A 23276-nucleotide genomic window follows, 5' to 3' on the forward strand; every position below is an offset into this window, starting at 1 on the left:
CCGGCTTAACCCTGATCCGACGCGAGTTGCTGCAGCATCTGCGAAATGGCGAACAGGCGGCGCTCGATGATCTGCGGGGTTTCGCACAGATAGGTGATCGAACGCTGGCGGTCGGAATAAATCAGCTGATCCCAATCCAACTGCTCTTCCAGCGCATCGACCCTGTCATAGTCCGGGGGATCGGCGGTCAGAGCCTGATCCATATCGGCGCGGGCCAGGTCGATCTTGTCTGCCAGATCGATCTGTTTCAGCGAAAACTCTCCGATGCCACCGATGATACGGGCACGCCGCTTGGACAGCGTATCAAACACTCGCTGAAAGACCCGGCCCAGCACATCCGTATCGCCGTTGTGGCGCGCAGCGAAAGCTGCGACCCGGGGCTGAAGCTCTTCCAATTCGATGCGCCGCAAAGCCAGAAGGCCTGCCATTTCGTCGATCTCGGGCTGCAGGTCGGTTGCCGCGTCGTCGATCTGATGCGGCCACATTAGGCCCAGTGACAGGTTTTCGACCTTGCGTTGAATGCAGGGCCAGGTCGGGTCGGAAAAATCCGCCGCAAAACCGGGGCCCGCCACACTGATCAAGGCCAGGGCCGCTATGGTCTGCCTGTTCAACATTGCAGGTCTCCTTCCCCCTGACACTATGCCCGAAGCCTGCGCGCTGAGTCCACCAAACCCAATACACACCATTGTCTTAATTGTTTGAGTGACATGCCAGCCGTCATACTCGAACCAAGCACACGGTGTCTGAATGATTCCGGTGCAAGGGAGGACAGACACATATGAGAACGCGCGCGGCAGTTGCTTTGGCGGCAGGTCAGCCTTTGGAGATTATGGAGGTTGAGCTTGCTGGCCCCAAGGCGGGCGAAGTTCTGATCGAAGTCAAGGCAACGGGGCTTTGCCATACGGACGAATTCACCCGGTCCGGAGACGATCCCGAGGGCATCTTTCCGGCCATCTTGGGTCATGAGGGCGCGGGTGTTGTTCTCGAGGTGGGCGAAGGTGTCTCCAGTCTGGAGGTTGGTGATCACGTGATCCCGCTTTACACGCCCGAATGTCGTGAATGCGAATATTGCCTGAACCCCAAAACAAACCTCTGCCAGAAAGTGCGGGCCACGCAGGGGGCGGGCTTGCTGCCGGATGGCACCACGCGGTTCAGCATGTTGGATGGAACGCCGATCCATCACTACATGGGCTGCTCGACCTTCGCCAATCACACGGTGGTGCCCGAGATTGCGCTGGCCAAGGTCCGCAAGGACGCCCCGTTCGACAAGATCTGCTATATCGGCTGCGGTGTCACCACCGGCATCGGCGCGGTGATCAACACCGCCAAGGTCGAGATCGGCTCGCGCGGGGTTGTGTTTGGTCTGGGCGGCATTGGGCTGAACGTGATCCAGGGTCTGCGTATGGCGGGTGCGGATCAGATCGTTGGTGTCGATCTGAATGACGGCAAGGCTGAAATGGCGACCCATTTCGGCATGACCGATTTCGTGAACCCATCGAAAGTCAGCGACGATCTGGTTGCGCATCTGGTCGAATTGACCGGTGGCGGCGCGGATTACACCTTTGACGCAACGGGCAATGTGGGCGTGATGCGGACCGCGCTGGAATGCGCGCATAAGGGATGGGGCGAAAGCATCATCATCGGCGTGGCACCTGCGGGGGCCGAAATCTCGACCCGTCCGTTCCAACTGGTCACAGGCCGGTCATGGCGCGGGACGGCGTTCGGAGGTGCAAAGGGCCGTACCGATGTGCCCAAGATCGTCGACTGGTACATGGACGGAAAGATCGAGATCGACCCGATGATCACCCACAAACTGAAGCTTGAAGAGATCAATCACGGGTTTGATCTGATGCACGAAGGCAAATCGATCCGGGCGGTAGTGGAGTACTGACATGGATCTCAAGGTCATCTCACAAAACCGCAGTTTCGGAGGGGAGCAGACAGTCTATTCCCACCAGTCCGAAACCTGCGATTGTGAGATGACCTTTGCAGTTTATCTGCCGCCTCAATCGAGGACCGGTCCCGTCCCGGTTTTGTGGTACCTGTCCGGACTGACCTGCACCCATGAAAACGCCATGACCAAAGGCGGATTTCAGGAAGCCGCAGCGGATTTCGGGGTCGCGGTGATCTTCCCCGACACATCCCCCCGAGGGGAAAACGTTGCTGACGACGATGCTTATGATCTTGGGCAGGGGGCTGGCTTTTATGTCAACGCAACACGCGATCCATGGCGGTCGCACTTCAGGATGTATGACTACATTGTCGAAGAGTTGCGCGACATCGTGCTCAGGAACTTCCCGGTTCAGGACGTACATGGAATTACCGGCCACTCCATGGGGGGGCACGGGGCCCTGACGATCGCGATCCGCAACGCCGAGAAGTTCCAAGCGCTCTCGGCCTTTGCGCCGATTGCCCACCCGACCCGATCCGATTGGGGCCGCAAGCAACTCAGCAGCTATCTGGGCGATGACGAGAACACGTGGGCCGAACACGATTCAACGCTACTTTTGGAAGAATACGGCTGGAAAGGCGATCTGCTGATTGATCAGGGCGCGGATGACCAGTTCCTTGACCTGCTGAAGCCTGAAGCCCTGGCCAACATGATGGCAAAGCGTCGCCAGCCCGGACAGATCAGAATTCAGCAGGGGTATGACCACTCGTACTTCTTCGTGAACAGCTTTGCGCGGGACCATGTGGAATGGCACGCCGAACGTCTCAGCCAATGAAAACAGCAAGGAAAAATCAGTAGTGTTCAGAACAGTGATATCAGCGGCCTGCCTCATGATTGTGCCGATTGTTGCAAGCTCCGAGGGCGACCCGGATGCAGGGGCCAAGGTGTTCCGCAAATGCAAGGCCTGCCATGCGGTCGGCGAGGGGGCGGAAAACAAGGTCGGTCCGGTGCTGAACGGCATTGTTGGCCGACAGGCCGCCACGATCGCGGATTTCGGCTATTCCCCCGCACTGATCGAACTGTCTGAGGGCGGTCTGGTCTGGTCGCCCGAGGAACTGGACGCGTTCCTGACCAAGCCGCGTGACTATGCCAAGGGCATCAAGATGACATTTGCCGGTCTGCGCAAGGAAGAGGACCGGGTCAACATCATCGCCTATCTTGCGACCTTCCCCGACGAAGGATCGTAAGACGCGAAATCGCTCGCCCCCGAACTTGGCCAGAGGAGAGGCCGCCCGGGTGAGCAAACTACGGCACCGTAGTCCAACCTGGCTGAGGTGTTTCATTGCAGCGGCATCGCTGCACATAAGGGAGGAGTTTGAATGAAAAAGTTATCGCTTTGGACCTCCGGGATTGCCATTGCCATGGCCAGCACGGCTTATGCCAATGACGACCTGATTGCCCAGATGGATAACCCGAAACAATGGGCGATCCAGACGGGTGACTACAAGAACCAGCGCTATTCGGAACTGGATCAGATTACTGCGGACAACGTGGGTGATCTGCAGGTTGCGTGGACATTCTCGACCGGCGTACTGCGCGGGCACGAAGGTTCGCCGCTGGTGATCGGCGACATGATGTATGTCCACACGCCGTTCCCCAATATCGTTTACGCGCTTGATCTGGCCAACGAGGGCAAGATCGTCTGGAAGTATGAGCCCAAGCAGGACCCGGACGTGATTCCGGTGATGTGCTGTGACACCGTGAACCGCGGTGTGGCCTATGCGGACGGCAAGATCTTCCTGCATCAGGCGGACACCAAGGTTGTCGCGCTGGACGCCAAATCCGGTGACGTGGTCTGGGAAGTGCAGAACGGCGACCCGGCGATTGGTGAAACCAACACGGCCACTGTGCTGCCGGTCAAGGACAAGGTCATTGTCGGCATTTCTGGTGGCGAGTTCGGTGTGCGGGGGTCGGTCACGGCATACGACATGAACTCGGGCGAGCAGGTCTGGCGCGCCTATTCCATGGGACCGGATTCCGACATCCTGGCCGATCCGGAAAAAACCACCCATCTGGGTAAACCGGTTGGCGCGGACTCGGGCACCAATACTTGGGAAGGCGATCAGTGGAAGATCGGTGGCGGCACCACATGGGGCTGGTACTCGGTCGATCTGGACGAGAACCTGATGTACTACGGCACCGGGAACCCGTCGACATGGAACCCGGCGCAGCGTCCGGGCGACAACCGCTGGTCGATGACCATCATGGCGCGTGACATCGACACTGGTATGGCACGCTGGTTCTACCAGATGACGCCGCATGACGAATGGGACTACGACGGCATCAATGAAATGATCCTGACGGAACAGGAAATTGATGGCACCGAGCGCAAGCTGCTGACCCATTTCGACCGCAACGGTCTGGCCTATACGATGGACCGCGTGACGGGTGAGTTGCTGGTGGCCGAAAAGTATGACCCGGTTGTGAACTGGACAACAGGCGTCGACATGGACCCCAACAGCGACACCTATGGTCGTCCGGCTGTGGTTGCTCAATATTCGACGGAACAGAACGGCGAGGACGTGAACTCGACCGGTATCTGCCCGGCGGCTCTGGGCACCAAAGACCAGCAGCCAGCAGCCTACTCGCCGAAGACCCAAGTGTTCTACGTGCCGACAAACCATGTCTGCATGGATTATGAACCCTTCCGTGTCTCCTACACAGCAGGTCAGCCCTATGTGGGTGCGACTCTGGCGATGTATCCGGCCCCCGACAGCCACGGCGGCATGGGCAACTTCATCGCGTGGGACAACATCAACGGTGAGATCAAGTGGTCGCTGCCCGAGCAGTTCTCGGTCTGGTCCGGTGCTCTGGCAACTGCGGGTGACGTCGTGTTCTACGGCACGCTAGAAGGCTATCTGAAGGCCGTTCATGCCGAAACCGGTGAGGAGCTTTATAAGTTCAAGACACCGTCGGGTATCATCGGTAACGTGATGACCTATGAACAGGGCGGCAAGCAGTACATCGGCATCCTGTCGGGTGTTGGTGGCTGGGCCGGTATCGGTCTGGCGGCTGGTCTGACCAACCCGAATGACGGTCTGGGTGCTGTGGGTGGCTATGCCGCGCTCAGCGACTATACCGCGCTGGGTGGCCAGCTGACCGTGTTCGCTCTGCCGAACTAAGCAAAACCCCGGCGCGGCCCCTGATGGCCGCGCCGGATTTCCACTTGCAGCAAATGAGACATCCATGACGCATCTAAAACGTCTTTCGGCAGCTTTACTTTTGTCCGGCCTTCCGCTTGCTGCGGCGGCCGACAATCTGACGGTCGCGTATTCCGAGGATGGGCGGTACTACACCGAAGACGATATCCCGACGTTCAACATCGCCGAAGACGGAACGGTGGACTGGATGACTTTCTCGGGCTTTCGCCGCTATCACGCGGAATGCCACGTCTGTCACGGCCCGGATGGCGAGGGATCAACCTATGCCCCGGCTTTGAAGCAATCCGCGCTGGACATGGACTATTACGATTTCGTCGATGTTGTCACCAATGGACGTCAGGTGGTCAACGCCGCCGAAAACTCGGTCATGCCGGGTTTTGGCGACAACCCGAATGTGATGTGCTTTCTGGACGACATTTATGTTTATCTGAAGGCGCACGGATCTGACGCGATCCCGCGCGGACGCCCGCCGAAGAAAGAAGCGAAATCGGATGTAATCCGAGAGGATGAAGATGCCTGCATGGGCTAGGACCTGCCTTGCCGTTCTGGGGATTGCCGTCTGTTTTTCGCAGGCGTCGCCTGCTGTTGCGCAGACGTCTGATCTGGTTTCGAACACAGCTTTTCGTGTCTGCGCTGACCCGGCCAATCACCCTGTCTCGTCCGAGGACGGATCGGGATACGAAAACAAGCTGGCCGAGCTGATGGCAGGGAAACTGGAACTGCCGGTTCAATATGTCTGGTTTCCGCAGGCTACCGGGTTCATTCGCAACACACTGACCGCCAAGCGCTGTGATGTCGTGATCGGCTATGCGCAGGGGCATGAGCTGGTTCAGAATACCAATCACTACTATACCTCGGCCTATGCGCTGATCGTGCCCGATGACAGTGACCTGGCCCAGGTTGATACGCTGGCCGACCCGGCGCTTCAGGGGCGGAAGATCGGCGTCGTGGCCGGCACGCCGCCGGCGGCCCATATGGCGCGTAACGGCCTGATCGGAAAAGCCAAGCCTTACAACCTATTTGTTGACCGCCGTGTGGAAAGCCCCGCCATTGACATGCTGGACGACCTGCAATCCGGCGAGATCGACGCCGCGATCCTGTGGGGTCCGCTGGGCGGCCCTCTGGTCAAAGCGGATTATCCGGGCTTCAAGGTGATCCCTCTGGTCAAGGAAGAGCTGCCGCCGCGTCTGTTCTACCGCATCACTATGGGTGTGCGACAGGGTGAGAAGGTGTGGCAGCGGAAGCTGAATTCTCTGATCCGGCGCAATCAGGATGAGATCAACGCGGTTTTGGCCGAAGCAGGTGTGCCGCTGGTTAACGATCTGGGAACCGAGGTGCTGGAGCTGTCGCAATGATCCGCGCCCTTGTGGCGTTTGCGATCTGCGCAGGCGCTGCCGCGGCCCAAACCGTCCCAGAGCCTTCCGACTATCGCGTGGATCATTACCGGGCACCGGTGCCGGACCGGATTACCGGCGGCATCACCATAGGCCCGGAACAGGCGCACGCGCTGTGGCGGGACAAAAGCGCCGCTTTCATTGACGTGCTCCCTCAGGCCCCCAAGCCTGCCAATCTGCCCAAGGGCACGATCTGGCGCGACAAGCCGCGCAATAGCATTCCCGGCGCGGTCTGGCTGCCCAATGTGGGCTACGGTGCCATTGCCGATGTCACCGCCGATTACTTTCGCAGCGGGTTGGAAACGGCCACCTCGGGTGACGCCGATCAGGCCGTAGTTTTTTTCTGTCTCGAAGATTGCTGGATGAGCTGGAACGCCGCCCGCCGTGCTATCGAGTGGGGCTATTCCAACGTCTATTGGTTTCCCGAAGGCACCGACGGCTGGGCGCTCTGGGACTACCCGACGGAACGGGTCAAACCGGCCCCCGGTCAGCCCGTTACCGGAGACGGGTAAGCTAGAAGCCCGCCAGTTTCTTATGCAGATGACTGACCGTGCCGTCGGTATCCGTCATGGTCACATCAACTGCCTGCGCTCGGCTGGGGACTGAAATGCCGACCCTCGGATTCTCGGACAGGGAAATCGAGCCGGTCATTTGAATGTAACCTGCACCGTCAAGGTCGATATCCACGGTTTCCACGTAACGCATCGGAATGAAAAGAAGCGAAATCTGATCCATCTGCATCCCGGAATGCGACGGGTGGTCGATGTTCAGATCCATCTTGTTCGCGCGACCCGTACCCAGTTGGGACAACCGGGTCAGCGTGTTCATCGCCGGAACGCGACCAACCAGTTCGGCCTCCATCGTTCCCAGGTTTTCAAGGGCCAGTTTCGGGTCGGTTCCCGGTGGCGCAGCGCACGCGCCGAGGCCGGATGTTTTGACATAGGTCTCTGAAACCCAAAGGCGTCCGTCCGTCGTTTCCGCGATCACATGCATGGGTGTGGGCCCGTTCACCCGCATGGTCACATCGAAATAGAAACTGGGTAGCGGTTCCTCCAGTTCGAACACGGCGGAAACCGGCATCGGGTTTTCATCCAGCACCAACGTCACTTTTGCGACTTCGGTTCCCTGTGGCGCAACCACCTGCGCGGCCAGTTCCGCCCGCGCGTCGTCAGGGGTCCGATAGGGGGCATCAATCGCGATCAAGGCGTCCCCGTTCTGCATGGGGCGATCACCGTACAGCAAGGCGCGCACGTTTTCCCAGGCTTCGCCAGCCGCCATGGCCGGGGCCGCTGACACCCAGATCAAAGCTGCTACCAGATGAGAAGTCCTCATTGCATTCCTCCTCCAAGAAACCTGCCGAAGGCGCGGGGGCCGTCGCAGGTTTCCAAAGTTTCTACCACAGTCAGAACCTTCGGGTCCACGATGCTGACCGTGTTGTCGAACCAGTTTGCAACAACCAGCAGGTCCTGTTCTGCGGTCGCGTCGATGCCTTCGGGGTATTCCCCAACCTCGATCAGGGCCTGCGGTTCGAGGGTTTCAAGCGAAATCACGCTAAGTGTATTGGCATATTGGTTTGTCACAAATGCCCGACTTTGGGCAAAAGCAATGCCGTAAGGGCGTTCGCCGACCGGAACGGTTGCGGTGATGGCTGCGGCATCAAGGTCGACAACGCTGACATCATTGCTTCCGACATTGCCGACAAACAGCCGCCCGTCCGGCGCAAAGCGCAGTCCAAAAGGGCGTATGCCAACCGGAATCTGGTGCAGGGGTTGCAGTGTTTCGGCGTCAAATACCGAGACCTGATTGGCATCCTTGTCCGCCGACGCCACAAATCTCCCGTCATCCGATACCGCAATGCCTGCCGGTGCCAGCCCAGTCGGCAGGTCAGCCTGAACCGACAGGGTTTCGCTATCCAGAACCCAGATCCGGGCATTGTACCAATCGCTCACAAACACCCGCTTGCGCTGCGGGTCCAGTGCAATCCCGATCGGACCGCCATCCAGCGCGGCCTGGGCAACCGTTTCCCCCGTCTCTGCCGAAATGCGCCGCACGTGTTTGCTGTCGGGGGAGACTGTGAATACAACGCCGTCTTGCCCTACCGCCACGCCAGCGGGTTTGCCGGGCAGGGGCCAGCGGGCGGTTTCGCGCAGGCCCGCGAGCTCGATCCGGCTGAGTTCTTCGCCATTCTGACAGGTGACAAAGGCCGTTTCAGCCGAACCGGGATCAGCAAGCAGGGACATCAGCAGGATCAGGCCGAAATCAGCTCGCCGCACCGAAACGCCCGACCAGTGCATCCAAACCTGCCTGATACACACCGGTCACAGCCGCAATCGCGGCTTCGTCGTTCAGTTCGGGCGGCGGATCATTGTTCGGATAGCCGCGATAGAACGCACCGCGCCATTCGACAATCGACCCGCCCCCATCGCGTGGCTTTACCGTCAGGTGGGACGAGTAGTTGGTGACCGGCAAAACCTCGACCGCGACCTCGGTGATCCGGTAGGAATAGCTCATCTTTTCGTCGCTGAACTTATACAGGACCTCGGCAATGGTCGGCCCGCCCTCTTGCCCAAGGGTCAGCAGGCGGGTGGCGTCGACCGCATTGCCGCCACTTCCTTCGGTCGAGAACACTGCCGGGTGCCAGGACATGTCGTCGAAATTGCCGATGGCGGCCCAGACCTCGTCCGGTGGGGCGGCAACTTCGGTGGTCAAGGTGACTTTTTGCCGGGTCGGGCCGTGGGCCCAGACGGCGGCCGGAACCACAGCGGCCGCGGTTGCCGCAAGAAAAGTTCGTCGCTTCATTTGGTATCCTCCCTAGCTGCGCCGATGGCTGGCCCAGGCGGGTTGCACTGCCAGCGCGGATCGGCACGCGACCAAGCATGCCCTGTCCTTCCCGAACACCTGTCATTCTGACCGGCAAGGCGGGAAACAGAAGCAAGTTCAATCGCATACGTGCATTCTTATAAAATAAGAATCGAGGTTAATGATGAAGCTGATAGGCTTGAGATCACAACACGGCCAAAAGTATTGGTTCCGTTTTGCAGCGCATTGCGCTGAAGAATAAGAGCCTGCCAAAAAACTGGCAGGGACCGGGAGGACATCTTGAACATGAGCGCGCTGCCGCTTTTTGCGGCACTTTTTTGGTGTGTTTCTGCGATAGACGCAGTGGCGATTGATGTGAAAGCAGCGGTCCTGAGGATCGACTATCCCAGCCTGCTGCCGATCTCTCGCTACGATTTGAAACCCGATGATCTGGGCTTTGCCGGTGCATCGCTTGGAACCGAAGACAACAGCACCACAGGTGGCTTTCTGGGCCACACATACGAAACAACCACGGTGGCCACTCTGCCCGAACAGGCCGATGAAGCGATGGATCAGATTCTGGCCGATGGGGCCCGGCTGATCATCCTTCTGGCCGATGCACCGGATGTCTTGCGCCTAACGGACAAGGCGGCCGAGGCCGGTGCGCTTGTGTTCAACGCCTCGGCCCCGGATGTCGATCTGCGGGATGCGAACTGCCGTGGCAACCTGCTGCATATCGCGCCGTCGCGGGCAATGAAGGCGGATGCGGTGGCGCAGTTTGCTGTCTGGAAGAAATGGGGCGATTGGTTCCTGCTGGCAGGGTCGAACCCCGACGATACGAAGCTGGCCGATGCCTATCGCCGTGCCGCCACCAAGTTCGGCGCGAAACTCGTCGAGGATCGTATTTTTGAGGATACCGGCGGCTCTCGTCGTACGGATTCGGGGCATGTTCTGGTGCAGCGGCAATTGCCTTTGGACACGCAGGATGTTCGGGACCATGACGTGGTGATCGCTGCGGATGAAAGCGATTATTTCGGGCGTTATCTGTCCTATCACCTCTGGACCCCACGCCCGGTGATGGGGTCGGGCGGACTGCGCCCGGTGACGATCCATGGCGCGCACGAGGCCTGGGGTGCCACGCAGTTTCAGACCCGTTTCGAGGACCTGACCGGTCGCTATGTGCGGCCAGAGGACTACAATGTCTGGCTTGCCCTGCGCGTCATCGGCGAAGCGGTCACACGCGCCAACACAGCCGAGCCCGACGGGGTGCGGGACTATGCCCTGTCGGATGAGTTCGAACTGGCGGCGTTCAAGGGCCAGAAGGTGACCTTTCGCGATTGGAACGGGCAACTGCGCCAGCCGATCCTTCTGTATGACGGCTCGATCACCGTCAGCGTCAGCCCGCAAGACGGGTTCCTGCATCAGACATCACCGCTCGACACGATGGGATTGGACCGCCCGGAATCCAGCTGTCAGGCATTTGAGTAACCGGAGGACTTGATGAAACGATTATTGCTTACCGCTGCTCTTGCCGCCCTGACTGCAGGCCCCGCGCTGGCCGGTAAGGCCTTTGTGTCGAACGAGCGGGGCAACACCATCACCGTGGTCGATACCGAGACATGGGAGGTATTGACCGAGTTTCCCGGCGGCAACCGCCCGCGCGGCATCACTGTAAGCCCGGATGGCAAAAAGTTGTATGTCTGTGCCTCGGATGACAATATCATTCGGGTTTTTGATACCACGACTTACGAAGAATTGCCCAGCCTGCCCTCTGGCCCGGACCCAGAGCTGTTCATACTCGAACCGTCGGGCAAACGGCTTTACATCGCCAACGAGGACGACAACCTGGTGACGGTCACGGATACCGAAACCCGCACAATTCTGGCCGAGGTTCCCGTCGGGGTCGAGCCCGAAGGCATGGGGATGAGCCCGGATGCCAAATTCGTGGTCAACACGTCCGAGACCACCAATATGGCCCATTTCATCTCGACCGAGGACTATACGATCAAGCACAACGTGTTGGTCGATCAGCGCCCGCGCTACGCGCAATACACGGCAGACGGGACGCGGCTGTTCGTGACCTCGGAAATCGGCGGCACTGTGTCGGTGATGGACATTGCCGAAGACGGTACGCCCACGGTTGTCGGCAAGATCGGGTTCGAAGTGCCCGGCGTTCAGCCCGAATGGCTGCAGCCGGTGGGCGCCAAGGTCACCTCGGATGGTAAGCGTCTGTTCGTTGCGCTTGGACCGGCCAACCGGGTTGCGGTTGTGGATGCGCAGAGCCTTGAGGTTCTGGACTACATCCTTGTGGGACAGCGTGTCTGGCAATTGGATTTTACGCCGGATGAAAAATACCTGCTGACCACAAACGGCAATTCCAACGACATCACGATCATCGACGTGGCTGCAGAAAAGGCCATCAAATCGGTTCAGGTCGGTCAGCAGCCCTGGGGCGTGGTGACAATCGACTAAGGTTCTGGGAGGAACGGGAATGAAGAAATTCATGATTGCGGCGCTGGTTGCAATGTTGGGCGGGCCGGTGGCCGCTGCTCCGCTATGCGACGACCTTGGGTTCGCCGGGCTGTTGGCCAAATGCAATCGCGGTGAGACCATCATGCTGACGCTGGCCTCGGGGCAACCCCTGGGCGAGGACGTGGTGCTGCAATCCGGTGCCTATTACAAGCTTGAGATCACGGCGGACGGCTCGGCAGAACTGGCCATCGAGGGGCCCTCCTTCTTTCGGGCAATCTGGATGAACGAGATTGTCATCAACAAGATCGAAATCCGCCCCATGGCCGTGGACAGTATCGAGTTTGACAAGGCGGGCGTCGCCGAACTGTCCTTTATCGCCATCAAACCCGGCAGCCATGAAATACGTATCCCCGGCTCTACCGGAGACTCGCAACGCATAACGGTCAGCATTCAATAACGAAAGGACAGAGGATGAAGAAACTTGGCATAGTGGTATTCGCAGGTGTTATGGCGGCTCCGGCTTTGGCGGATGAGTTGGATGCCGAAACTGTAAGCAAGATCGAAGCCTATCTAGCATCGATCGAATGTCAGATGGACCCCGATGACATCGAGGTCGAGGATGACGGCTACGATCTGGATGATGTGATCTGCAAAGGCGGCAATCAGTTCGACATCAAACTGGACAAGGACCTGAACGAGGTCAGCCGCAGGGCTGAATAACGCGGGGACGTGATGACAAAGCTGTTCGCGATCTGCACTGCGCTGGTTCTGATGGCGGGGGCGGCCTTGGCCGAAACCCTGCCGACCATTCGCGCCGCCGTCCTGAAAATCGGCACCGTGAATTGGGAGCTTGAGACCATCCGGCAAAATGGTCTGGACAGGAGACACGGCTTTGTCCTTGACGTGCAGCCCTTTGCCGACAACGGCGCGACCCGCATCGCCGTAGAAGGGGGCGAGGCTGATCTGGCCGTGGCAGACTGGATCTGGGTGGCCCGGCAACGGGCGGCTGGCAAGGATTATGTGTTCATACCCTATTCCAAAGCCGTCGGCGGTGTGGTCGTGCTCGCCGACAGCCCTGCGCGCACTCTCAAGGACCTGTCCGGGGGAAAGATCGGAATTGCAGGTGGGCCGCTGGACAAATCCTGGCTGATCCTGCGCGCCTATGCGGCGCAGGAATACGGCATGGACCTGAAGGCTGATACCGAACAGGTCTTTGGTGCACCGCCGCTGATCTTCAAATCCGCACTTGGCGGTGACTATGCGGGCGCGATTAACTTCTGGCATTTTCTGGCCAAGATGAAAGCGTCCGGCATGCGGGAACTGATTTCCGTTGAAGACGCGGGGCAGGCGCTTGGTCTGGATACCGACACACCTTTGCTGGGGTATTATCTAAAGGAAAGCTTCCTGGCAGATCATCCCGATCTGGCACAAAGCCTGTTCTCAGCCAGCCGCGATGCCAAGGATTTGCTCGCAACCTCTCCTGACGCGTGGGAGGCGATTAGGCCGCGCATGAACGCCAAATCGGATGCGCAATTCGAGCAGCTGAGATCCGACTGGATTGCGGGCATCCCGAACCGGGGCCCGGTGGACACCGAAGCGGCCAACAGGATGCTGGCGTTGATGGCCGAACTGGGCGGCGCTGAACTGGTGGGTGACGCCACTGCGGTACCGCAGGGTCTGTTTGCGGACGTGGACTAGCCGTCAATGCCGGACCCGCGCCTCACGCCGCTGCTGTCTATCGGGTGTCTGGTGCTGCTTTGGGTGGTCGCCGCGTTTCTGACCGCAGATCCGCAAATCCTGCCGCAACCCTGGGATCTGATCCCCCGGTTCCAACAGGAGCTAGACACCGGAGAGTTGCAGCGCAGTATCGGGGCGACCCTGCTGCGGGTGATCTGGGCCTTTGCGCTGGCCATGGCTTTGGGCGGCCTCATCGGCCTGTCCATGGGCCGGTCGCCTGCAGTCAATCGCTGGCTGGACCCATGGCTGGTGATTTTTCTGAACCTGCCCGCGCTGGTTCTGATCGTGCTGTGTTACCTGTGGATCGGGCTGACCGAGGCCGCCGCGATCACGGCAGTGACGCTGAACAAAATTCCCAATGTTGCGACCATCCTGCGCGAAGGCGGCCGAGCGCTGAACCCGGACCTCGACGCGATGGCGCAGGTTTACCGGGTGCCGCGGTGGACACGTCTGCGGCATGTGATCCTGCCGCAGCTTGCGCCCTTCATCGCCGCCGCCGCCCGGTCGGGCCTGTCGCTGATCTGGAAAATCGTGCTGGTGGTCGAGTTTCTGGGGCGCTCATCCGGTGTTGGCTTTCAGATACACCTCTATTTTCAACTCTTCGATGTCGCGATGGTGCTGGTCTACGCGTTTTCCTTCATCGCGGTGATGTTGCTTGTGGAATGGCTGATCCTTCAACCGTGGGAGCGCAGCGCCCGCAGGTGGAGAGCCGCATGATCCGCATTGATATCCGGCAGAAACGGTTCGGGTCAGACCCGGTTTTGGGGCCCGTAACTTTCGAGATCAACGCGGGTGAAACAGTCGCCCTTATCGGCCCGTCCGGTATCGGCAAGACGACCTTGCTGCGCCTGGTGGCCGGTATTGATCCGGATTTTGACGGGCGGATTGAACGCCCTGACCAAACGGCAATCGTGTTTCAGGAACCCACCTTGCTGCCATGGCGCAGCGCATTGGACAATCTGACGATCATCCATCCCGACCTGTCCCGAACCGAGGCCGAGGCTGCGCTTGGTTCGGTTGGATTGAGTGACAAAGGCGACCTGTTTCCGGGTCAATTGTCGCTGGGACAGCAGCGACGCCTGTCGCTGGCGCGGGCCTTTGTCGGTCAGCCAGAGCTGCTGATCATGGACGAACCCTTTGTTTCGCTGGATGCCGAAACAGCTGACGCGATGCTGACGCTGACCGAAGAACTGATGGCGCGGCACCGCCCGGCGACGCTGTTCGTCACCCATTCAGGGACCGAAGCTGAACGGCTTGCAGATCGGGTCCTTAAGTTGAAAGCCACGCCACAAGGTGCAGTTTTGGCCTAGCGGATCACTCGGATGTTTCGGCCACCGCACCGGGTGCCAGGCGATAGACGAACGGTGCATCAACGCTGGCCGCGTGCTGGTTGGCCTGATCCTGCAGTGCCTGATGATGCGGAGATTTAACACAGACCGGATCGGTTGCGCTGGCATCCCCGACCAGGGCCATGGCCTGACAGCGGCACCCTCCGAAGTCGATGGTTTTGCGATCGCAGCTTTGGCAGGGTTCCGGCATCCAGTCGGTGCCCCGATAGGCGTTGAACGCCGCGCTGTGATACCAGATGTCCGACAGCGACTTGTCCTGCACGCGGTCGAAAGACAGATGCGGGATGGATTGGGCCGCGTGGCAGGGTAACACCTGCCCATCAGGCGTCACGTTCAGACCGCTTGTTCCCCAGCCTCCCATGCAGCGTTTGGGGAAATCCTCGTGATAATCTGCGGGCACATAGTCGATCACAAGCGCGCCCTTGAGGGCCTGTCTGGCCTCATCAACCTGCTGCGTGACCACCTGCGCCTGCTCCCGTGTTGGCATCAGCGCATCTCGGTTCTTAAGCGCCCAGCCGTGAAACTGAACCGTTGCAACTTCGATCCTGCGCGCGCCCATCTCCTGCGCCATTTCAAGCGCTCGGGGCAATTGGTGGGCGTTGTGGCGATGCAGGACAAAGTTCAATGTCAGGGGGAATCCTATGTCCCTGATCCATTCGACGGCCTTCATCTTGCGGTCGAACCCGCCGCGATAGCCACCCACCTTGTCCGCCATCGCCACATCGGTGCCTTGCAGAGACAGTTGGATATGGTCCAGTCCGGCGCGATCCAAATCGTTCATGCGGCGCTCTGTCAGCCCGATGGCCGAGGTGATCAGGTTGGTGTAAAGCCCGGCGTCCCGCGCCGCAGTCACAAGTTCCACCAGATCGCGGCGCGACGCCGGTTCGCCACCGGACAGGTGCAATTGCAACACTCCTAACGCGGCGGCTTCCTGAAACACGCGTGCCCAGGTGTCCGTGTCCATCTCGCTGCCCTGTTTGGCCATTTCGACGGGGTTGGAACAATACGGGCAGGACAGGGGACAGCGATGAGTCAGCTCGGCGAGCATGGCGATAGGGGGTGCAGTTTTGACCATTACGATACGTCCAGAAAACGCCGGGCGCGCAGGGCATCAAGGAAACCCGAACTGTCCTCGGCGATCTGATCCACCGGGGCATTGTATTTTTCGGACAACGCGGTTGTGATCTGTTCGAAGCTTCGCTGGCCGTCCACCTCGTTCAGAATGGCGTGTCCGATCTGATCCAGCGTCACGGCCCGTTCCGGTGCCAACAGCACCCAGTTTTCCCGCACCTTGTCGAAATGCAGGCGTACGCCACGGGGCAGGGTGGGGATGTCTGCGGCCTGCATCACGACGCCTGCCGCATCAGCAGCCCGGTGCCGGGCTGCCATGCACCGGGGGGAATACGCGCGGGTTCCACATACGCCCCCCAAAGGGCATCCAGTTGCGACCACAATATATCCGTCTTGAAGATCAGCGCCTTAGCCGCCGCGTCCTGTTTTTCGGCCGTATTCGCCTTTTCCAGAACCCAGGCCAGACCAAAGGCCACATCCTTGGGCGCTTCCTTCAGACGGTTCCTGAAATAGGACAGGGAACTGTCATCGGCGAAATCGTAGTGCTGCAGCAGACCTTCAATTCGGTTGGCATGAATCTTGGGGGCAAACAACTCGGTCAACGAGGCGGCAACGGCTTCGAGCAGAGTTTTTTCGCGCACATAGCGAACATAGGCATCCACCGCGAATTTCGTCGCGGGCAAGACACCTTCGCACGAGGCGACATAGTCGGGATCGAGACCCACGGCCTCGGCCAGACGCAACCAGCGTCTGATGCCGCCTTCGTTTTCTTCGGTGCCGTCATGATCCTCGATCCGGGATCGCCATGCGCGCCGCAGCTTCGGGTCCTCAACGCGGGACATGAAAGCGGCATCCTTCATCGGGATCGAGTGTTGATAATAATACCGGTTGATAACCCAGGCGCGCACCTCGTCCGGGGTGCAGTGCCCGCCATGCAGACGGTCATGAAACGGGTGCAGATCATGGTAGCGTTCCGCGCCGATCTGGCGCAGGCGGGCTTCGAAGTCTTCGCGGCTTTGGGTCATAAAGCGATCTCCATCCCATCCTGTCCAATTGTCCAGCCTGCGGCCTCGGCCGCCGCTTTTTCCGCGCTGTCGGGGCGCAGAACCGGATTGGTGTTGTTCATATGGACGAATATTTTCCGCCCGATCTTCATATCGTCAAAGCTGGCGATGGACCCGTCGCTGCCATCCATCGACATGTGGCCCATGCGCTTGCCGGTTTTCTGGCCCAAACCTGCGCGCACCATTTCATCATCCTGCCAGAGGGTTCCGTCAAAAAACAGTAAATCTGCACCCTCAAGCGTGGCCCGCAGGTCCGGTGTCAATGCGGCACAGCCCGGAATGTAATAGGCGGTTTTGCCGCCCGCTTTCAGCGCGACACCGACGGTTTGTTCGCCCACCAGATCCGTCTGGACATGCTCACCTTCCAGGTACAAGGGCACCTTGCCGGGAACGGGGAACAGTGTCGCCTGCAAGCTGGGAACCATCTCAAACGGCTGGTTCAGAGAGATCGAAGTGCGACTCACAACCGACGCGTTCAACGCGTCGAAAATGGGGTTCTGGGCAATCACGTCCTGAATGCTCTGCGTCGCGAACAGGTTGAAGGGCTGCATCTCGCGAAGCGTCAGCAGCCCGGCGACGTGATCGATATCGCCGTTTGTGACCAGAACCGAATGAATGGGCATCTCACGCAACCCCGTGGGAAACAGAGGTTCCGTGTTGCTGAGTTGGTGTCGTATGTCCGGAGACGCGTTCAAGACGGCCCAGTTCTGGCCGTCAGGAGAAACAGCCAAAGACGACTGTGTTTGAGCAGGTATTTTTCCGGCTCTGGCGAGAACGCAGTTCTTACATCCACAATTCCATTGCGGCAGGCCGCCGCCAGCAGCGGCCCCAAGTATTATCGCGCGCAACGTCATCTAGTGTTGGCGCCAGGTCTGAGATCAGATCAGGCCGCCGCCGCGCTCATCATCATGATCCGGGCCGTACATGTTGATTTCCATGCCGCACTCGATCTCGCGAATAATCGGTTTACTCCAGGCCATAACGGGCTCCTCCTCTTGGAATGTCCTTGCAAGCAATCTGGCAGGTAATGGGGGTCAGAGCGAATCTTAATTTGTAAGAACAGGGTAGACTTTGGTGGGTATTCAGCCGTCATCAGACAGCGGTGCACGACCCTGCAGACAGAAACCCTGATTGCGTAGTGTTCTGATTTCAAAACCGAAATCATCCGCGCCAAGTTTTTTGCGCAGATATCCGATATAGACATCGACCACGTTTTCGTTACTGGACCCTTCCTGCGACCAGAGCGTGTCAAACAACTCACCCCGCGAGATGGGCGACCCCGCTTTGCTGTTGAGCAAGGCCAACAGATCGAACTCGCGTTCCGTAAGGGCAACGGATGTTTCTCGGATGGTTATGGTCCTGTTCTGCGGCGATATCCGGGCCGGGTCGGGGTGTTGGGACTGCGCGCGATGTTCCTGCACCTGCAACCGCGCGACAAGTTCCCCAAAGCTGAACGGTTTGACAACATAGTCGTCCGCCCCGGCGTCAAGCCCGGCGGCCCGGTGGTCGACATCGGACAGGGCAGACAGCATCAGGATGGGGATCGAGACCCCGATCTCGCGCGCGGACCTGACCAGTTCGATCCCGCTATCCTCGCCCAGCATGACATCGACAATCGCGCCAGAATACGCGCCGCTCTGCAATCGCTCTAGCCCTTTGTCGGCGCGGATTTCGAACTCGGCATCATAGCCGTGTAGCGACAGGCCCCGCACAAGGGCCGAGGCGATTTTGGGGTCGTCATCTATGATCAGCAGTCTGGACGCCATGCGCGTATCCTATGCCTTTGCCCGGGGTAATCGAATGCAGACATTTGTACCGGGCGCGGGTCCGATCGCCTGATCTTTCGGCACCGGACTGGTGAGGGTAATCGTCCCCTCATGGGCCTCGACAACCCAGGCCGCGAGGGCAAGACCAACGCCAAAGCCCTGCCGATTGGCCGCCCCGCCCTGAACGAACCTCTCAAAAACCCGGCCTTGCGCCGCTTGCGGGATGCCGGGGCCGTTATCCGTCAGCGAAATCTCGACCGCTTTATCGGATTGCGTGGCGCCCACAGAAATCACCCTTCCGGCCCGGGCGTGCCGGATGGCATTGCGGATTAAGTTCAACAGCACTTGCCGCATCCAATTCGGATCGCAGTTCAGCACGCAATTCGGGGTCTCACCGGCATCCAGCTGCATGTTGGCGCTGTCGATTTCCGGCTGAATGTCCTGAATGACCGTTTGTATCAGTTCCGGCAGGGCAACGCTGTGCGGGTCCAGCGCCAGTTCGCCGCTTTCCGACCGTGCCACCCGCAACAGGTCATCAATGCGCTGGTTCAGTTTCGCCGCGCTGCTTTCAATGGTTGCCAAAGCCCCCGGCGCACTTTCGGCGTCCTGCTGGCCGATCTGGGATTCCATCATGATCACGGTCAGTGGCGTGCGCAATTCGTGGCTGATATCGGCAAAAAACCTGCGGCGATTTTCATCTATTCTGGACAGGGTCTTGTTCGCCGCGCTCAGTTCCTCGGTGCGCCGTTCAATGGTTTCGTTCAGGCGGTCCCATTCCGCCTCGATCTCGGTCTGGCGGTGTTTCAGGGCGGCAGCCATCCGGTTTGTCTCACCATAAAGCTGGCCGATCTCGTCGTTACGCGTGTCCGGCAAGGCCACCGAAAACTCGGCCTTGCCAACCTGCTCGGCAGCCGCGCGCAGCCGGTCCAGACGGGTGAACTGGGGGCGGATCAGGCCAAAATAGAACCAGACCGTACTGAGGATGGCAAACCCGGCAAACCCAAACGCAATCCATGTCAGGGTCAGACGGGTTTGTTCAATACCGGCGAGGATGGCGTTGCGAAACAGAACCTCGGTGTTCACGGCCTGGCTGAGCAACGGATCGAACCCCGAGGCAAAGGAATCGATATAGGCCCGCAGATGCGCCTGATCCGCATCGGGGTCGCCCAGACCTTCGAGCGTGTTGCCCAAAAGCGCCTCCATCCGCGCCAGGCCCAGCGACTGCGTGCCATAGCGGGATTGTTCATCCAGCCCCAGTTTCTCGACCGCAGCCACCGCATCTTCGACATCCCCGCGTAGCTGCTCAAAGGTCGCGCCAATCTGGCCACGGATCGGCTCCAACCTTTCAAGCCGGATGTCGGCGGACTGGCCGGTCTGAACAGCCTCGGTCGCGATCACCAGAAAGGTGGCCGCGCGGGTGGACAGTGCTGCGTAGCGCGCCATGCGGGTTTCCGAGGCCAGCGCAGTGTCCAGCCGGTTGGCGACCGTTTGCATCCCCAGATACAGAACCGCCGCCGTCAGCAAGGTTCCTGATCCCAAAACCACGGCACCAATCCCCAGGCGGGTTTTCAGCAACAGGCTGCGGCGGGTGGTTTTGGCCGTTTCGGTCATGACTTCCGCTTCATCAGGCCACGTGCGGGATCATATCCCCAGACAGCGATCAGACACAGAATGGCGGTCGATGCCAGCACCCAGAGCAACGCACCCCAGTTGATCTGCAGGTAGAGCAGAAACCGGATCAGCTCGACCACGTGGGTGAACGGGTTTAGCGCGCAGATATCGCGCAACAGCGACGAACTTTCGGCCATTTTCCACAACGGATAGAGCGCGGAGGACAGAAAGAACATCGGGAAGATGACAAAATTCATCACGCCGGCAAAGTTCTCTAACTGTTTGATGAAACTGGACAGCACCAGCCCCAACGCGCCCAGCATGAGCCCGCCCAGTATGAGGCCGGGCAGGACCGCAATGTATCCGGGCAGGGGCAAGACGATACCGAAAAGCGCGGCCAGCGCCAGAAAGGTATAGACCTGTAGGATCGAGATTGCCGTTGATCCCAGCAGGCGGCAGAACAACAGCCACCAGCGCGGGAAGGAACTGGTCAGCAACAGGCGCATCGACCCCATCTCGCGGTCATACACAAGGCTGAGCGAGCTTTGCATGCCATTGAACAGCAGAACCATCGCGCACAGGCCGGGGACGATATAGGTCTCGTAGGTGATGTAGGTCTGATAGGGCGGGATTATCGAAAGCCCCAGGGCGGCGCGAAAGCCTGCGGCAAAGATCAGCAACCACACCATGGGCCGGACCAGCGCGGCCAGAAAACGTTCGCGTTGATGGATGAAGCGCAGAAACTCACGCCCGATGATCGCGCGCGCGACGCCCCAGAACCCGTTCATGCCGGAACCTCGGTCTGTGACAGGAACCAGTCGGACAGGGTCGCTTGTCCGCGCAGGTCGCCCGTTTGCCCTGCGGCCAGAATGCGACCGCGATGCAAGACCAGCAATTGGTCGTCGTCGCGCACCTCATCCGTCAGGTGGGTTGCCCACAGAACACATAGGCCCTGCGCTGCTAGATCGTGAACCTGATCGGTAATGGAGTGCCGGGCTGCTGCGTCCAGGCCGACCGTTGGTTCATCCAGCAACAAGACGCTGGGATCATGCAGCAGGGCACGGGCCAGTTCCATCCGGCGGCGATGGCCGCCATTCAGCGCCCGGACCTTTTCATCCGCGCGCTCGCGCATGTTCAGACGATCCAGCGCGGCGTCGATGCGTGCAGGCACCGCGGTCCGGGGCAGCCCGTGCAGCGCCGCGAAATAGCTCATGTTCTGGCGCACCGTCAGGCTGAGGTCGAGGGTCGGCTGCTGAAACACCACACCCAGCCGCGCCAAAGCCTTGCGGGGTGCCCGGCGCAGGTTGTGGCCCGCCACGCTGATCTCGCCCTCGGGCGCGACCAGCAGGCGGGTCAGCAGCGAAACCAGCGTCGATTTTCCGGCACCGTTCGGGCCCAGAAGCGCGCAGAAGGTACCGGGCATCAGTTCGAACGACACGGCATCCAGCGCGGTCTTTGCGCCGTAGTGAAAGCTCAGATCGCGGACGGCGAGGCCGGGGCTGGCCCCCTCTGGCGACTTTGCATGCGGCATCTAACCCTCGGTCCTGACTTTGTAATCTGAACAGCAGCTTGCATGTTCGGCGCGGTTTTCTCAACTGCACAAGCGGATGCCGGACCACGACTTAAGTATGCGAAGGCTCACGAACTTGTTATGTAGGGACAAAGCGGCGTCAGGGCTAACATCTCTGACGTATCAGAAAGAAAGGCCCGCCATGACCCTGACTCGGCGCGACGCGATGCAGGTAAGCCTGTGGGCTTTGCTGTGCCTTGCGGCACCGGTTCGGGCGCAGCAGATGGTCGCTGTGCCAGCGTCTGCGACGCTGGAGGACCTTGTCGCAGCCTTTGCACCCGGCGGGCCGATTGACGACAGTGGCGTGGTCCTGATCTTGCCCGCTGTCGCCGAAGACGGCTATCGGGTTTCCGTTTCCATCGACGCGCCCGGCGCGCAGGATGTTCTTCTGGTTGCACCCGGCAACCCGGTTCTGCCGGTGCTCAAGGCCACGTTCGGCCCTCTGGCGGGGTCCCAGGCGATATCAACCCGGATGCGCCTGGCCCAAACACAGGACGTTCTGGCCCTTGCGCGTATGCCGGACGGCGATGTGCACCGGGGCCATCAACCGGTCTCGGTCGTCGTCGGCGGTTGCGCTTGAGCGCGGGAGGGGACAATGGCGTCAGGTGTCAAAACCCGCATAAAACTGCCCAAAGAGGTTCGGGCGGGCGAGGTCATTACGATCAAGACACTGATCACCCACCGCATGGAATCCGGTCAGCGTGTCGACCCGGATGGCAACCCCATTCCGCGTTCGATCATCCATCGGTTCCTGTGCACGTTCGAAGGCGAAACCGTTATCGACCTTGAGATCGGGCCCGGCATATCGACAAACCCATTCTTCGAGTTTCAGGCCCTCGTTCCCGGCCCGGGTGTGTTTACCTTCGCATGGTATGACGACGATGGCGCAATTTATACCGACAACCGCGCAATCACGGTGGTTTAGGAATGCCGACGAAAGTGTCGGTTCTGATAAAGGTCTGAATTTGCAAGCGTTGGGTGTTGCTGGGGTTTTTGGATGGAGATGAAATACCTCAACCTGCTCATGTATGGATCTGTTCTGAGTTTGCCCGTTCCTGCTGCGATGGCCGAGGGTGCAGTCGCGGCAGCGCAGGCCGATCTGGAACTGGGCGCGTATCTGTCGGCGGAATGCGTGAGCTGTCATCGGAACACCGGGCAGACCGATGGAATTCCGAAGATTTCGGGGATGAACTCCAAGGACTTCGTGGCAGCCATGCTGGCCTACAAACAGGACGAACGCGAACATCCCATCATGCAGATGATGGCCGGGCGACTGAACAACGACGAAATAGCGGCGCTGGCCGCCTATTTTGGCACGATTGACTGACAAC

Annotated in this window: 30 protein-coding genes; 17 read left to right on the forward strand and 13 right to left on the reverse strand. The window is 59.8% G+C overall.

Annotated elements, in window-relative coordinates; all coding sequences use genetic code 11:
• Nucleotides 1-5: 5 nt before the first annotated feature.
• The gene (locus tag ACR0EZ_RS22690; RefSeq protein WP_480617075.1) at nucleotides 6-614 is read right to left on the reverse strand and encodes a hypothetical protein; all 609 of its coding nucleotides are present in this window, start codon (nucleotides 612-614) and stop codon (nucleotides 6-8) included.
• Between the two features lie 164 nt (nucleotides 615-778).
• On the opposite strand from ACR0EZ_RS22690, the gene ACR0EZ_RS22695 reads away from it, so the two are divergent.
• The 7 genes from ACR0EZ_RS22695 (at nucleotide 779) to ACR0EZ_RS22725 (ending at nucleotide 7018) form a co-directional block, all read left to right on the forward strand.
• The gene (locus ACR0EZ_RS22695; RefSeq protein ID WP_480617076.1) at nucleotides 779-1891 is read left to right on the forward strand and encodes an S-(hydroxymethyl)glutathione dehydrogenase/class III alcohol dehydrogenase; all 1113 of its coding nucleotides are present in this window, start codon (nucleotides 779-781) and stop codon (nucleotides 1889-1891) included.
• Nucleotide 1892: 1 nt separating this feature from the next.
• Nucleotides 1893-2726, forward strand: coding sequence for an S-formylglutathione hydrolase (gene fghA / locus ACR0EZ_RS22700; protein ID WP_480617077.1), 834 nt, complete (start codon nucleotides 1893-1895; stop codon nucleotides 2724-2726).
• A 55-nt stretch (nucleotides 2727-2781) separates the two neighbouring features.
• Entirely contained in the window at nucleotides 2782-3138 is a 357-nt protein-coding gene (locus ACR0EZ_RS22705) for a c-type cytochrome (protein WP_480617078.1), read from the forward strand.
• A 132-nt stretch (nucleotides 3139-3270) separates the two neighbouring features.
• Nucleotides 3271-5073: a lanthanide-dependent methanol dehydrogenase XoxF5 gene (gene xoxF5 / locus ACR0EZ_RS22710; protein ID WP_480617079.1), complete on the forward strand. Its 1803-nt coding sequence runs from the start codon at nucleotides 3271-3273 to the stop codon at nucleotides 5071-5073.
• A 64-nt stretch (nucleotides 5074-5137) separates the two neighbouring features.
• Complete coding sequence (locus ACR0EZ_RS22715) at nucleotides 5138-5641, forward strand: c-type cytochrome, methanol metabolism-related (RefSeq protein ID WP_480617080.1); 504 nt, start codon at nucleotides 5138-5140, stop codon at nucleotides 5639-5641.
• The gene (locus ACR0EZ_RS22720) at nucleotides 5625-6467 is read left to right on the forward strand and encodes a substrate-binding domain-containing protein (protein WP_480617081.1); all 843 of its coding nucleotides are present in this window, start codon (nucleotides 5625-5627) and stop codon (nucleotides 6465-6467) included. Before ACR0EZ_RS22715 ends, ACR0EZ_RS22720 begins: the two co-directional genes overlap by 17 nt.
• Nucleotides 6464-7018: a PQQ-dependent catabolism-associated CXXCW motif protein gene (locus ACR0EZ_RS22725; protein WP_480617082.1), complete on the forward strand. Its 555-nt coding sequence runs from the start codon at nucleotides 6464-6466 to the stop codon at nucleotides 7016-7018. Before ACR0EZ_RS22720 ends, ACR0EZ_RS22725 begins: the two co-directional genes overlap by 4 nt.
• A gap of 1 nt (nucleotide 7019) precedes the next feature.
• Here ACR0EZ_RS22725 and ACR0EZ_RS22730 read toward each other — a convergent pair whose 3' ends face one another.
• From ACR0EZ_RS22730 to ACR0EZ_RS22740, 3 genes are read right to left on the reverse strand one after another with little or no spacing between them, the layout of a single operon-like run.
• The gene (locus ACR0EZ_RS22730; RefSeq protein WP_480617083.1) at nucleotides 7020-7838 is read right to left on the reverse strand and encodes a quinoprotein dehydrogenase-associated SoxYZ-like carrier; all 819 of its coding nucleotides are present in this window, start codon (nucleotides 7836-7838) and stop codon (nucleotides 7020-7022) included.
• Complete coding sequence (locus ACR0EZ_RS22735; protein ID WP_480617084.1) at nucleotides 7835-8779, reverse strand: YncE family protein; 945 nt, start codon at nucleotides 8777-8779, stop codon at nucleotides 7835-7837. The genes ACR0EZ_RS22730 and ACR0EZ_RS22735 overlap by 4 nt, the downstream gene beginning before the upstream one ends.
• Nucleotides 8766-9305: an SRPBCC family protein gene (locus ACR0EZ_RS22740; RefSeq protein ID WP_480617085.1), complete on the reverse strand. Its 540-nt coding sequence runs from the start codon at nucleotides 9303-9305 to the stop codon at nucleotides 8766-8768. Before ACR0EZ_RS22740 ends, ACR0EZ_RS22735 begins: the two co-directional genes overlap by 14 nt.
• Nucleotides 9306-9611: 306 nt before the next feature.
• Here ACR0EZ_RS22740 and ACR0EZ_RS22745 point away from each other — a divergent pair, with 306 nt between their 5' ends.
• From ACR0EZ_RS22745 to ACR0EZ_RS22775, 7 genes are read left to right on the forward strand one after another with little or no spacing between them, the layout of a single operon-like run.
• The gene (locus ACR0EZ_RS22745; RefSeq protein WP_480617086.1) at nucleotides 9612-10793 is read left to right on the forward strand and encodes an ABC transporter substrate-binding protein; all 1182 of its coding nucleotides are present in this window, start codon (nucleotides 9612-9614) and stop codon (nucleotides 10791-10793) included.
• Between the two features lie 12 nt (nucleotides 10794-10805).
• Complete coding sequence (locus ACR0EZ_RS22750) at nucleotides 10806-11777, forward strand: YVTN family beta-propeller repeat protein (protein ID WP_480617087.1); 972 nt, start codon at nucleotides 10806-10808, stop codon at nucleotides 11775-11777.
• A gap of 19 nt (nucleotides 11778-11796) precedes the next feature.
• Nucleotides 11797-12234, forward strand: coding sequence for a cupredoxin domain-containing protein (locus ACR0EZ_RS22755; RefSeq protein ID WP_480617088.1), 438 nt, complete (start codon nucleotides 11797-11799; stop codon nucleotides 12232-12234).
• A gap of 14 nt (nucleotides 12235-12248) precedes the next feature.
• Nucleotides 12249-12497: a PepSY domain-containing protein gene (locus ACR0EZ_RS22760; protein WP_480617089.1), complete on the forward strand. Its 249-nt coding sequence runs from the start codon at nucleotides 12249-12251 to the stop codon at nucleotides 12495-12497.
• A 12-nt stretch (nucleotides 12498-12509) separates the two neighbouring features.
• Nucleotides 12510-13475, forward strand: a complete 966-nt coding sequence (locus ACR0EZ_RS22765) for an ABC transporter substrate-binding protein (RefSeq protein WP_480617090.1) — start codon at nucleotides 12510-12512, stop codon at nucleotides 13473-13475.
• 6 nt (nucleotides 13476-13481) lie between these two features.
• Nucleotides 13482-14231 (forward strand): ABC transporter permease, encoded by a 750-nt coding sequence (locus tag ACR0EZ_RS22770; RefSeq protein WP_480617091.1) that lies wholly within the window; start codon nucleotides 13482-13484, stop codon nucleotides 14229-14231.
• A complete protein-coding gene (locus tag ACR0EZ_RS22775; RefSeq protein WP_480617092.1) occupies nucleotides 14228-14824 on the forward strand; it encodes an ABC transporter ATP-binding protein in 597 nt (198 codons plus the stop codon). The genes ACR0EZ_RS22770 and ACR0EZ_RS22775 overlap by 4 nt, the downstream gene beginning before the upstream one ends.
• A 4-nt stretch (nucleotides 14825-14828) precedes the next feature.
• Here ACR0EZ_RS22775 and pqqE read toward each other — a convergent pair whose 3' ends face one another.
• The 9 genes from pqqE to ACR0EZ_RS22820 form a co-directional block, all read right to left on the reverse strand.
• On the reverse strand, nucleotides 14829-15938 hold the full coding sequence (gene pqqE / locus ACR0EZ_RS22780; protein WP_480617093.1) for a pyrroloquinoline quinone biosynthesis protein PqqE: 1110 nt from the start codon (nucleotides 15936-15938) through the stop codon (nucleotides 14829-14831).
• Nucleotides 15938-16210, reverse strand: coding sequence for a pyrroloquinoline quinone biosynthesis peptide chaperone PqqD (gene pqqD / locus ACR0EZ_RS22785; protein ID WP_480617118.1), 273 nt, complete (start codon nucleotides 16208-16210; stop codon nucleotides 15938-15940). The genes pqqE and pqqD overlap by 1 nt, the downstream gene beginning before the upstream one ends.
• On the reverse strand, nucleotides 16210-16959 hold the full coding sequence (pqqC, locus tag ACR0EZ_RS22790) for a pyrroloquinoline-quinone synthase PqqC (protein WP_480617094.1): 750 nt from the start codon (nucleotides 16957-16959) through the stop codon (nucleotides 16210-16212). Before pqqC ends, pqqD begins: the two co-directional genes overlap by 1 nt.
• Nucleotides 16956-17852 (reverse strand): pyrroloquinoline quinone biosynthesis protein PqqB, encoded by an 897-nt coding sequence (gene pqqB, locus ACR0EZ_RS22795; RefSeq protein WP_480617095.1) that lies wholly within the window; start codon nucleotides 17850-17852, stop codon nucleotides 16956-16958. Before pqqB ends, pqqC begins: the two co-directional genes overlap by 4 nt.
• Before the next feature lie 24 nt (nucleotides 17853-17876).
• Nucleotides 17877-17978, reverse strand: coding sequence for a pyrroloquinoline quinone precursor peptide PqqA (pqqA, locus tag ACR0EZ_RS22800; protein ID WP_480473037.1), 102 nt, complete (start codon nucleotides 17976-17978; stop codon nucleotides 17877-17879).
• Between the two features lie 102 nt (nucleotides 17979-18080).
• Nucleotides 18081-18764, reverse strand: a complete 684-nt coding sequence (locus ACR0EZ_RS22805) for a response regulator transcription factor (RefSeq protein ID WP_480617096.1) — start codon at nucleotides 18762-18764, stop codon at nucleotides 18081-18083.
• A gap of 9 nt (nucleotides 18765-18773) precedes the next feature.
• Nucleotides 18774-20375, reverse strand: a complete 1602-nt coding sequence (locus ACR0EZ_RS22810) for a sensor histidine kinase (RefSeq protein WP_480617097.1) — start codon at nucleotides 20373-20375, stop codon at nucleotides 18774-18776.
• Complete coding sequence (locus ACR0EZ_RS22815) at nucleotides 20372-21163, reverse strand: ABC transporter permease (protein WP_480617098.1); 792 nt, start codon at nucleotides 21161-21163, stop codon at nucleotides 20372-20374. Before ACR0EZ_RS22815 ends, ACR0EZ_RS22810 begins: the two co-directional genes overlap by 4 nt.
• Entirely contained in the window at nucleotides 21160-21906 is a 747-nt protein-coding gene (locus ACR0EZ_RS22820) for an ABC transporter ATP-binding protein (RefSeq protein ID WP_480617099.1), read from the reverse strand. Before ACR0EZ_RS22820 ends, ACR0EZ_RS22815 begins: the two co-directional genes overlap by 4 nt.
• A gap of 181 nt (nucleotides 21907-22087) precedes the next feature.
• Here ACR0EZ_RS22820 and ACR0EZ_RS22825 point away from each other — a divergent pair, with 181 nt between their 5' ends.
• From ACR0EZ_RS22825 to ACR0EZ_RS22835, 3 genes are all read left to right on the forward strand, one after another.
• On the forward strand, nucleotides 22088-22525 hold the full coding sequence (locus ACR0EZ_RS22825; RefSeq protein ID WP_480617100.1) for a thiosulfate oxidation carrier protein SoxY: 438 nt from the start codon (nucleotides 22088-22090) through the stop codon (nucleotides 22523-22525).
• 15 nt (nucleotides 22526-22540) lie between these two features.
• Complete coding sequence (gene soxZ, locus ACR0EZ_RS22830) at nucleotides 22541-22870, forward strand: thiosulfate oxidation carrier complex protein SoxZ (protein ID WP_480617101.1); 330 nt, start codon at nucleotides 22541-22543, stop codon at nucleotides 22868-22870.
• Nucleotides 22871-22942: 72 nt separating this feature from the next.
• Nucleotides 22943-23272 (forward strand): c-type cytochrome, encoded by a 330-nt coding sequence (locus tag ACR0EZ_RS22835; protein WP_480617102.1) that lies wholly within the window; start codon nucleotides 22943-22945, stop codon nucleotides 23270-23272.
• Nucleotides 23273-23276 lie beyond the last annotated feature (4 nt).

Source organism: Ruegeria sp. AK4, from assembly GCF_056541025.1.